Below are 11,679 nucleotides of genomic sequence, written 5' to 3' on the forward strand. Positions count from 1 at the left end.
TGGTACAACTGTGGGCGTGGGCTTCGCACCAGACTCGGCAAACGTTAATGTGATGTGAGTCACACATTTGTACGAAATGTGTTAACTTGGTCACAGCTTTACGTGCCCAACCAACCGGGTGCAGGGACGAGGCAGGTGCCACGGAGCCGGCAGAACACGTAGTTGCGCGCGCCGCCGGTACCGGGATTTCGTCCCAGGTCACCCACTGAACTTCGGCCCATCTGCGGGTCGAGCGGGGAAATCAACATGTGGCAGTCGACGACGTCGCGCTTTCGCGCGGGCGGTGGATGCGTTCATCCCGAGAAAAACCAGCAGTGCCGGCATTTCCGCCGCTGGATGGCCATCAGCCTGTTGATGCTGCTGTCGATGGCGGCGCCCTCGCTGGCCTGGGCCGCGGCCTACGCCACCGGCGGCAGCAGCCCGTACCGCAATACGGTGCTGTGGCTGACCTGGGGTGGCGGTTCGGACCTGGGAACGAACGGGGTCACGCTGAACAACGGTGACACCTCGTCGATCTCGATGCCGGTCGCGGCCGGCATCAATCTCAATGTCAGCTGCAGCCTGGCCAACATCGGCGGCGGTGGTTCGCTGCAGAGTTACCGGCCCGGAAACTACAGCGGCGACAGCCTGGATGATCTCTACAACGTTGGCGGCACCGGCACCAGCAACCGCCTGATCGCCGGCATCGTGCGCAACGGCGGCACATCCACGTTCGAGATCAACTGCGTATCGACCCTGGGCGGTGCCCCGTATCGCCTGCGTGGCGTGGTGATGGCCGACGCCGAGTCGATCAACAACAGCGGTGAGTTCGTCGAGGCCAGTGCGCTCGGCACCTGGAACGTGGTCGAAATGCGCAAGAACCTTGGCGCCGGCCCGTACAACGTGACCAAGTCGATGAGCGGCGCGAACAGCGTGGTGCGCTTCGGGCCGGGCAACGACAACAACACCGCGGCGGTGACCTTCCTCAACTTCGACAACGCCGCGCATGCGCCGGGCAATCTGGCCGTCAACATGGGGTTCTCGATCCGCGGCACCGGCGCCACGGCCATCGCCATCGGACTGCTGGTGCCGTACGCCGACTTCGGCGATGCGCCTGCCAGCTACGGCGATGCCATGCACGTGGTGGACGATCTGCAGTTCCGCCCGGACGGCCTGGCCGTGAATGGCGCCGCCACCAACATCAACACCGCCGGCTACACGCCGGGTGGTCTGGCGCCGCCGCTGACCGATTTCCTGGGTACCGTCGGACCGGACACCGAGCAGAAGAGCAGCTACAGCGCTGACGCAAAGGGTGATGACAACTTCCCGGCTGGAAATCCAAACGAAGAGAACGCATGGCCCAGCAGCTACCGCTTGACGGTGATGCAGGCCGGGACCCAGGTCAACCAGCCCGTGGCCTGCGTCGGCAATGGCAACGTGGCCGGTTGGATCGACTTCAACCGCAATGGCACGTTCGATGCCAATGAACGCAGCACCACCGCCGCCTGCAGCGGCGGGCAGGCCAACCTGAGCTGGACCGTGCCGTCGCAGGTAAGCGCCGGCACCAGCTATGTGCGCCTGCGTTACGCCAACAACCCGGCACAGATCCAGCAGCCGGTCGGCGTGGCCGATGACGGCGAGGTGGAGGACCACCTGATCACCATTACCGCGCCGTCGTTGAAAGTGGTGAAGACCAACAACGCCACCGGCGGTGTCTGGAACTACGGTCAGGCCGGGACGCAGTACACGCTCACGGTCAGCAACACCAGCGACGTGGCGACCGGCAACCCGCCGAATGTGCCGGTGGGCGTGATCACCGTGCGCGACCTGCTGCCTGCCGGCATCACGCCGAACTGGACCGGCGCGCATGCCAGCGGTGACTGGAGCTGTACCGCCAGCGGCCAGGATGTCACCTGCACCAGCAGCACGGTGTTGGCGGCTGCCGGCAGCCCGGGTGCCACCTCGACGTTCACTCTGCCGGTGACGGTCACTGCGGCGGCCAACGGCACGCTGCGCAACCACGCCAGCGTGGGCGGTGGCTACGATCCCTTCAACAACGGTACGCCGCCGGCCCCGGGCGCCGGCTGCACCGAGGCCGACCACTGCACGCGCAGTGACGTCACCGTGCCGGTCACCCGCATCGGCTATGCCAAGCGCTCCAACACCACCGGCCCGGTCGCGGTGGGCGCAACGGTCAGCTACACGGTCGATGTCACCGTGGCCGACGGCAACACCCGTGACGTGCTGACCCTGACCGATACCCTGGGCACCGGCCTGGACTTCGCCAGTGTCAGCAATGCCGGTGCGTTCACCTGCAATGCGGCCAATCCGCTGGTGTGCACGCTGCCGGCCGGCACCGTGCCGGGCACCTACAGCCTGAGCTACACCGCCACCGTCAACGCGCAGGCCAGCGGCCAGGTGGTCAACACCGTGGTCGGCACCGGCACCGATACACCGACCTGCAGCAGCAACTGCACCACCACCACGCCGGTGGCCGTACCGAAGATCTCGGTATCCAAGGCCAGTGCCACTGCCGGTCCGGTCGCAGTGGGTGACAGCGTGGCCTATACCGTTACCGTGCTGGTGGCCGATGCGCGCACCCGGGCGGTGACCACGCTGACCGATACGCTGGGCACCGGCCTGGACTTCGGCAGCGTGACCAACGCCGGTGGATTCACCTGCACGCCGGGCAATCCGCTGGTGTGCACCCTGCCGGCGGGAACCGTGCCGGGCAGCTATGCGTTCTCCTATACCGGCATCGTCAATGCACAGGCCAGCGGCCAGGTGCGCAACGCGGTGGTGCCCAGCGGCACCGACAATCCCTCCTGCGTCGGCAGCTGCGATACCACCACGCCGATGGCCAGCCCGCAGGTGGTGTACGCCAAGCAGGCGTCCACCGGTGGTCCGGTGCGGGTTGGTGACCGCATCGACTACACCCTGCGCGTGACCGTGACCCGTGCGCGCACGACCGCCGTGGTCACGCTGACCGACACCCTGGGCAGCGGCCTCGATTTTGCTGGCATCGGCAATGCCGGCGCATTCACCTGCAACGCCGCCAATCCGCTGGTCTGCACCCTGCCGGCCGGTACCGTGCCGGGCACCTACAGCCTCACCTATGGCGCCACCGTCAACGCCCAGGCCAGTGGCAGCGTGCGCAATGCGGTGCTCGGCACCGGCACCGACACGCCGTCGTGCAGCGTGAACTGCGATACCACCACGCCGGTGGCCACGCCGGGCGTGAGCTATGCCAAGTCGGTCAACAGCACTGGCCCGGTATCGGTCGGCGACCGCCTGACCTACACCCTGACCACGGTGGTGACCAACTCGCGCACCACCGCGGTGGTGACACTGACCGATACGCTCGGCACCGGCCTCGACTTCGGCGCCGTGACCAGCGCCGGCGCCTACACCTGCAACGCCGCCAATCCGCTGGTGTGCACGCTGCCGGCCAGCACCGCGCCGGGCAGCTACAGCCTGTCCTACACCGCGGTGGTGAACGCGCAGGCCACCGGCCAGGTCACCAATGCGGTGCTGGGCAGTGGTGGCGACAATCCGTCCTGTAGTGCCAACTGTGGCACCAGCACGCCGGTGACCGGCAGCGCGATCGATTACCGGAAGACCTCGGCGGCGGCCGGTGCGGTCAAGGTCGGCGACAGCATCGCCTACACCCTCAGCGCGGTGGTCAGCCATTCGCGCACCACGGCAGTATTCACCCTGACCGATACCATGGGCCCGGGCCTTGATTTCGGCGCGGTCACGTCCAGCCAGGGCTTCAGCTGCAACGCCGCCAATCCGCTGGTGTGCTCGCTGCCGGCCGGCACCGCGCCGGGCACCTACACGGTGAACTACACCGCGAAGGTGAACGCGCAGGCCAAGGGCAGCGTCAGCAATGCGGTGCTGGGCAGCGGTACCGGCATCAACACCTGTACCAGCAACTGTGGCACCACCACGCCGGTGCTTGCGGCGGTGGTGACCTATCGCAAGCAGTCTTCCACGGTTGCCCCGGTCGGCGTAGGCGATGCGGTCGACTACAGCGTTGAAGTCACAGTCGCCAACTCGCAGACCACCGATACGCTGATCCTGACCGACACCCTGGGCGTCGGCCTGGACCTGCAGTCGGTGACCCAGCCCGGACCGTTCACCTGCAATGCGGCCAACCCGCTGGTCTGCTCGCTGCCGGCCGGAACCGCGCCGGGTACCTATACGCTGGGCTATCGCGCGCAGGTCAATGCACAGGCCAGTGGCAGCGTGCGCAATGCGGTGCTCGGCACTGGCGGTGATACGCCCACCTGCAGTGGCGATTGCAGCACCGAGCATGCGCTGGCCGAACCCAGGGTGCTGCTGGAGAAGCAGTCCGGCCCGGCCAGCGGTACCGAAGTCCGCCCAGGCGACCGCCTGCGTTACACCCTCGTCGCCACCGTCGAGCGGGCCGCCCTGCGCAAGCCGCTGCAGCTGGTGGACACGCCCGATGCCGGGCTCAGCATCGAGAGCCTTCCGGCCGGATGCGCACAGCAGGGGGCCGAGATCGTGTGCACGGTGCCGGCGGGAACCGCGGTGGGTCGCCATGAATATGCGTACCAGGCGATCGTCAACCAGGAAGCACGCACCGAAGTGCTGAACCGCCTGCGTGGCCAGTACCCGGACGGCTCGCCGCCGCCGGACTGCACCACCTGCGAGACCCGCCACAAGGTGGTCTCCGATTTCGCGCTGCGCATCACCAAGACGGCGAACCCGCGCCGGGTGAAGGTCGGCGATCTGGTGCGCTACCAGCTGGTGGTCGAGAACGTCGGCAGCAGCCACTGGCGCAATGGCGTGGTGGTCGATACGCCGCCGCCGGGCTTCAGCTATGTCGACGGCTCGATGCGTGTGGCCGATGAGGATGGTGCCTTCGCGCTGGCCAGCAGCCAGTCGCCGCTGCGCATCGGTGCGGTGGATATCGCGGTGGGGCGAAGCGCCACCATCACCTATCTGTTGCGGGTGGGCGCAGGCGTACGCGCAGGCACCCACGTGAACCAGGCCGTGGCCACCGCCGATGACGGCAGCCCGCTGTCGAACGTGGCGACCGCCGAAGTCGCGATGGATGCCGATCCGCTGCTGGAAGACAGCCTGGTGTTCGGCACCGTGTTCGATGACCGCGATGGTGACGGTTGGCAGGACAGCGCCGAACTGACCGGCGTGCGCGTGCAGGGGGGCTTTGCCGCCTCGGCCTATGTGGCCGGCTCGACCACGCTGGACCGGGGTGAAGGCCCGCAACCGCTGGCCGACGCGAGCGCACCGCTGCTGCACGGCGTGCAGATCGGCGTTGTGCATGGCCGCGCTTCGACTTCCGACAGCGCCGAGGCGCACCAGGTGGTGCTGCGCCAGCGCCTGCGTGAGCTGGCCTTCAGCGATGACTTCGTGCTGGAAAGCGCACAGGGTCATCGCCTGACCTTGGATGCGCAGGGCACCTCCCGCGTCCAGCTCGGTGGCGATGCCGGCAAGGGCCTGACCGCCGCGCTGCCGACCGTGCGCCGCGAAATCGCCCGCGTGGCCGAGGGCTATGAAGTGGCCTACGTGATCGGCAACGAGGGCATCCAGGAGCAGGGCATCCCGGGCGTGCGCCTGGCCACGGTGGAAGGCCTGCTGGTCGAGACCGATCCGTTCGGCCGCTATCACCTGGCTGACGTGCACGGCGGCGACGCGCGCCTGGGCCGCAACTTCATCATCAAGCTGGACCCGGCCACGGTACCGGCCGGTGCCGAACTGACCACCGAGAATCCGCTGCTGCGGCGGGTTACCCAGGGCGTGCCGACGCGCTTCAGCTTCGGTGTGCGCCTGCCCGCGTCGCCGCAGGCGGCGGCCGAACGCATGGAGCTGGCACTGGGCGAGGTCCTGTTCGCGCCGGGCAGCAGCGAGCTGCGCGACGGCTACCGCCCGGTCCTGGCCAGGATGGCCGAGGTGGTGAACCGCTACCAGGGCGGCGACGTGGTGATCGCTGCCAATGGCGAAAGCCAGGCGCTGGCCTTCGCCCGTGCCGTGGCCGTGCGTGATGCGCTGCAGGCCGAAGTGGCCGAAAGCGCGCGGGCCGGCCTGACCGTGCAGCTGCGCACCGATGTGCAGGATCCGCATTCGCTGCTGGCCGGTGTCGATGCAAGTGGCGCGCTGCTGGGCAACGTGTTGTTCGATACCGACAAGGCGGTCGTGCGCGAGGAATTCAGGCCGCTGCTGGCGGCCATCGCCGCACGCCTGGAGAAGATGGGCGGCGGCCAGGTCAGCCTGGTCGGGCATACCGATGTGCGCGGCAGCCATGCCTACAACCAGGCGCTGGGCCTGCGCCGTGCCAATGCCGTGTTCGAGGCGTTGCGCAGCCAGCTCAGCCCCGCCGTGCAGCAGCGCCTGCGCGTCCGCAACGAGGAGAGCGCCGCCACCCGTGCGGCCGCCCGCCAACAGGAGGCCCGCCGATGAGCGCGCATCACACCGCCGCCCGCCGCGCGGCCCGACTGCCGCGCGCCGCGCTGTACCAGGCGCTGCTGCTGGGACTGGCCGGCACCACCCAGGCCGCGCCGCCTGCCGCCGAACCGGCACCGATCCGCTGCGACGGCAACCAGTGCAATGCCGAAGGCGAGCTGCTGTTCAGCGTGCGCTCGCGCAGCTACGACGAGCCGGTGACCGCAGGAACCTCGACGCGCTCGTCGTCGCAGGTACTGCAGCCGGATCGCCGGGTCAGCCTGGCGATCGATGAACCGGGCAAGGCCACCGTCCGTGGCGAGTTCATGATCCGCCTGCCGGAAGGCGGCGCGATCTGGGCCACCGAGGACCCGGCGATGGGCCAGCCCGAGTTGTCGGTGTCTGCACCGGGCATGGTGGCCTTCGACGAAGGACGCATCGTGCGGCCGGTCGAGTTCTACGTGCGGGGCAACTACACCGCCTTCATCCAGCGGCTGGAGGTGAGCCTCTACCGCGGCAGCGATACCGACCGTGTTGCGCCGTTGGCGACCTTCGAGCTGCCGGTGGCTGCGGTCGCGCAGGGCCGCTGGGATGGCGTGCTGCCGGCGTCGACGCCACTGCGCCGCGGTGATCGCCTGGTCTACGTGCTGCGCGCCTACGACGCCGAGGGCAACGTCGATGAAACCACCGCGCAGTCGATGCAGCTGGTCACGCCGGCCGAGTTCGAGCGCGGCAACCAGCAGTTGCGTGATGCGCTGGAGGACCGTCGCGGCACCGCGGTGGATGCCAACCAGGCGGCGTCGTTGTCGCTGTTGCAGCAGGTGTTCGACAGCAACGGCCTGCGCCAGCAGAACATCCCCGTGTACGGTTCGCGCGTCCGCCTGCGTGGCCGCGACCTGCCGCTGGGCGCCTCGCTGAAGATCAATGGCGACAGCTATCCGCTGGACCAGGACCGCAAGTTCGCCGCCGAGTACCTGATGCCGATCGGCCACCATGCCTTCGACGTGCGTGTCGAGCGGCCGGATGCACCGGCCATCGCGCGCACGCTGGACGTGGATGTCAGTGGCCAGTACCTGTTCGGTGTCGGCCTGGCCGACATCACCGTGTACCAGAACAAGGCCAGTGGGGCGGGGCAGGACCTGGCCCGCGGCGAGCGCAACGATGATGTGCTCAGCGACGGCCGCCTGGCGTTCTACCTGAAGGCCAAGACCCGCGGTCGTTACCTGTTGACCGCGCAGGCCGATACCCAGAACCGTCCGCTGGATGAACTGTTCACCGGCTTCACCAGCGCCGACCCGCGTGATCTGTTCCGTACCCTCGATCCGGACCTGTACTACCCGACCTACGGTGACGATTCGCTGACCCGGCGTGACGTGGACAGCATGGGGCGCTTCTACCTGCGCATGGACTGGGACAAGAACCAGGCGTTGTGGGGCAACTACAACACCGGCCTGACCGGCACCGAGTACGCGCAGTACGTGCGTTCGCTGTACGGCGCGGCGTTGTCGTGGCGCTCACGCGGTGCCAATGCCTGGGGCGACGCGCGCAGTGAGCTGCGCCTGTTCGGTTCGCAGGCCGAAATCGCGCCCGGCCACAGCGAGTTCATCGGTACCGGCGGCAGCCTGTACTACCTGCGCCATGCCAGCATCCTCAGCGGCTCGGACCAGGTGGTGCTGGAGATCCGTGACCGTACCACCGGCCGCGTCGAGCAGCGCGTGCCGATGGTGCGTGGCGCCGATTATGAGATCGATGCATTGCAGGGCCGCATCCTGCTGACCCGGCCACTGGCCCAGGTCAGCCGCGAGAACCTGCGCCGGATCAGCCGTGACGTGCCGCTGGATGGCTACGAACAGCGCCTGATCGTCGATTACGAATGGGTGCCGACCGGCTTCGACAGCGATGACATCACCGCCGGCGTGCGCGGCAAGCACTGGTTCGGTGATCACGTCGCGGTCGGCGCGACCTACGTGGACGAGCAGCGCGCCGGCCAGGACTACTCGCTGAAGGGCGCGGACCTGACCCTGCAGGCCGGGCGCGGCACCTACCTGAAGGTCGAACACAGCCGCAGCGAGGCCACCAGTGCACCGGTGTTCTTCTCCGACAACGGTGGCCTCAGCTTCAGTCGCCTGAATCCGGAAGGGCCGCGCGAAGGCGAGGCGACTGCCGTCGAGGCGCGCGTCAATCTGCGCGAGCTGGGCTGGACCCAGCGCGACTGGAGCGCGGGCGCCTGGTGGCGGCAGGTCGACGGCGGCTATTCGGTCGGGCGTTTCGATACCGGCCAGCGCGTGCGCGAGCAGGGCGCTGAGCTGCTCGGTTACGTGACGGACGACTTCAGCCTGTATGCGCGCTACAGCGAGGCACGACGTGGTGCGGAGTCGCTGATCCAGGCCCAGGCCACCGCCGAATGGCGGATTGGCGACAACGACCGGCTGTCGGCCGAGCTGCGCCGCGTGCAGGAGGATCGCGGCCGTGGCGGCAACGTGGCCGGCGTGCTGGCCGCGGCACGTTATACCCATCGCATCGGGACCTCGCTGGATGTGTACGGCGGTGGCCAGCTGACCGTGGACGACGATCATGGCCGCTATGCCGACAACGATGCGGTGGTGGCCGGCGGCACCTGGACCTTCGCCAACCTCTCCACGGTCGGTGCCGAGGTCAGTGATGGCGATCGTGGGACCGCCGCACAGGTCAATGCCGAGTACCGCTTGACCCCGCAGCACAGCTTCTACGGTGCATTCACCCAGTCCACCGACCGCAGCGAGTACGACCCGCTGTTCAGCCCGAACGCGCAGGACGGCTGGACCCTGGGGCAGCGCTGGCGCCTGTCCGACCAGGTCAATGTCTTCAACGAAAGCCAGTTCCTCAAGTCCGGCCAGGAGTCCGGACTGGCGCACACCTTTGGCATGGACTTCTATCCGGCGGTGGGCTGGAACGCGGGATTCACGCTCAGCAATGGCAAGCTCGATGCCAGCACCGGCCAGGTCGACCGCAAGGCGGTCAGCCTGTCCGGTGGACGGACGTCACCGGGTACCGAGTGGCAGAGCAAGCTGGAGTGGCGTCGTGATACCGGCGCGGAACGGCGTACGCAGTGGGTCAGCACCAACCGGTTGAGCCACCGCCTCAACGACAGCTGGCGGATTGCCGCGCGCTTCAATTACGCCGATACCGATGATGCGATCAATCCGGTGGCCGGCGCGCGCTTCATCGAAGGCAACCTCGGCTTTGCCTACCGACCGTGGGACAACGACCGCTGGGCGCTGTTCGGCCGCTACAGTTACCTGTATGACCTGTCGACGATGGGCCAGGTCAACGGCGTGGACTACGACCAGCGGACCCAGGTGCTGTCGCTGGAGGGCGTGTACCGCATCGACCAGCGCTGGGAAGTGGCGGCCAAGGCGGCCCGGCGCGAAGGCGAGGTGCGCTATGGGCGGGGGAGCGGGCCGTGGTTCGACTCGGCCACCAACTTTGCGTCCGGCCAGCTGCGCTACGACCTGTACTACCAGTGGCACGGGCTGCTTGAGTACCGCCTGCTGGACGTGCGTGACGGTGGTCGCAGGCAGGGTTGGCTGGCCGGTGTCGACCGTGATATCGGACGCAACTTCCGCGTCGGCGTCGGCTACAACTTCACCGACTTCAGCGACGACCTGACCAAGTTCGACTACACCCACCGCGGCTGGTACCTGAACCTGGTCGGGCGTTACTGACGGAAGGAGCCGGCCGCACAGCGGCCCGGCTTCCATGAAGGGGGCCGGGCGATGCCCGGCCCGCCGTCAATCCGGCTTCAGCAGCTGCACCAGCTGGCGCAAGCGATAGGGCTTGGGCAGGAATTCCACCTGCTCGGGCAGCGGCGGCAGCTGCGAACGAGCGTAGCCGGAAGACAGGATCATCCGTGCCTGCGGCTGCTCGCGCGCCACGTGCTCGCTCAGCTCGATGCCGGACATGCCGTTGGGCATGCTGATGTCACTGAACACCACGTCGAAGCGCGCTTCGCCCTTGAGCAGCTCCGCGGCCTCGTGACCATCGGCGGTGGTGGCCACCTCGATGCCGAAGTCGCGCAGGGCCAGCCCGATCATCTCGCGCAGATCGGTCTGGTCTTCCACCATCAGTACGCGGATCGGGTCATCGGTCATGGCTTGTTTCCTCTATTGCGGGTAGCAGCAGGCTGACCGTGGTGCCGACACCGGGCGTGGTGGACACATCGACGAAGCCGCCGCTCTGGGTGGTGAATCCGAACACCTGGCTCAGGCCCAGTCCGCTGCCTTTGCCGATGTCCTTGGTGGTGAAAAAGGGCTCGCTGGCCCGTTCGGCGATGTCGGCGGCCATGCCGTGGCCTTCATCGCAGACGCTCAGGGTGACATAGCCGCGCTGCAATGTCGTGTCCGCATCCGGATCGAGGCGATGCTCCAGTGCGGTGCCGATCAGGATGCGGCCACCATCGACGGTGGCTTCCACCGCGTTGGCCACCAGGTTGGCCAGTGCGGTCTGCAGCTGCATCGCATCGGTGCTCACCTGTGGCAGGCCGGGGCTGAGGCGGGCGTCCAGCACCACGCTGGCAGGGCAGGCCCGCTGCAGCTCGGGCAAGGACTGCCGCACCAGCATGTTGAGGTCCAGCGGCTCGCGGATCAGGGTCTGCCCGGTGCTGAAGGCCAGCAGCTGGCGGGTCAGCAGGGCACCGCGGTCGGTGGCGGCCTGCGCGGCATCCAGCAGCTGCGACGCGCGTGCATCGTCACCGCTCACGCGCAGCGACAGCAGGTCCAGCGCGTTGCCGATGGTGGTCAGCAGGTTGTTGAATTCATGCGACAGGCCACGGCTGAGGCGGCCGACCGTCTCGAACTGCTGGGTATTGCGCAGTGCCCGCTGGGCATCGCGCAGCAGCCGCTGTGCCTGCCACTGCTCGGTGATGTCGCGGGTGATCTTGACGAAGCCGAGCAGCTCGCCGGCCTCGACGACCGGCTCGATCACCACGCTGGCGCGGAACGACGACCCATCACGACGGACCCGCCAGCCTTCACTGGCGACATGGCCCTGTTGCGCCGCGAGGCGGAGCAGGCGCTGCGGCTCGCCGGCCTCACGATCGCTGACGAGGTAGAAACGACCGAAGTGCGTTCCCACCACCTCATCGGCTGAATAGCCCTTGATGCGCTCGGCGCCCGGGTTCCAGCTGCAGACGATGCCTTCCGGATCAAGCAGGTACAGCGCATGGTCGCGCACGCTGTCGATCAGCAGTCGCAGTTGTCGGGAAGGGTCCGTCAGCACGGACGTCGTAGAAGCGGC

Annotated in this window: 4 protein-coding genes; 2 read left to right on the top strand and 2 right to left on the bottom strand. The window is 67.9% G+C overall.

From position 1 onward, the window contains the following. Nucleotides 1–336 precede the first annotated feature (336 nt). Together Q0P60_RS11055 and Q0P60_RS11060 are read left to right on the top strand one after the other, a co-directional pair. A complete protein-coding gene (locus tag Q0P60_RS11055; protein WP_294992775.1) occupies nucleotides 337–6,423 on the top strand; it encodes a CshA/CshB family fibrillar adhesin-related protein in 6,087 nt (2,028 codons plus the stop codon). Further along, a complete protein-coding gene (locus Q0P60_RS11060; protein WP_294992780.1) occupies nucleotides 6,420–10,109 on the top strand; it encodes a hypothetical protein in 3,690 nt (1,229 codons plus the stop codon). The genes Q0P60_RS11055 and Q0P60_RS11060 overlap by 4 nt, the downstream gene beginning before the upstream one ends. A gap of 66 nt (nucleotides 10,110–10,175) precedes the next feature. Here the strand turns inward: Q0P60_RS11060 and Q0P60_RS11065 are convergent, their stop codons facing one another. Both Q0P60_RS11065 and Q0P60_RS11070 read right to left on the bottom strand, forming a co-directional pair. Continuing rightward, nucleotides 10,176–10,535 carry a response regulator gene (locus tag Q0P60_RS11065; RefSeq protein ID WP_294992783.1) on the bottom strand — a complete coding sequence of 120 codons (360 nt, stop codon included), beginning with the start codon at nucleotides 10,533–10,535 and terminating at the stop codon, nucleotides 10,176–10,178. Further along, a complete protein-coding gene (locus Q0P60_RS11070; protein ID WP_294992787.1) occupies nucleotides 10,525–11,661 on the bottom strand; it encodes a PAS domain-containing sensor histidine kinase in 1,137 nt (378 codons plus the stop codon). Before Q0P60_RS11070 ends, Q0P60_RS11065 begins: the two co-directional genes overlap by 11 nt. Between the last annotated feature and the right edge of the window lie 18 nt (nucleotides 11,662–11,679).

This window comes from uncultured Stenotrophomonas sp., assembly GCF_945952405.1.
GTDB lineage: Bacteria > Pseudomonadota > Gammaproteobacteria > Xanthomonadales > Xanthomonadaceae > Stenotrophomonas.

Excerpts from the sequence above, each read along its gene's own strand:
- Q0P60_RS11065 (WP_294992783.1), bottom strand. The coding sequence starts at position 10,535 with ATGACCGATGACCCGATCCGCGTACTGATGGTGGAAGACCAGACCGAT.
- Q0P60_RS11055 (WP_294992775.1), top strand. The coding sequence starts at position 337 with ATGGCCATCAGCCTGTTGATGCTGCTGTCGATGGCGGCGCCCTCGCTG.
- Q0P60_RS11060 (WP_294992780.1), top strand. The coding sequence starts at position 6,420 with ATGAGCGCGCATCACACCGCCGCCCGCCGCGCGGCCCGACTGCCGCGC.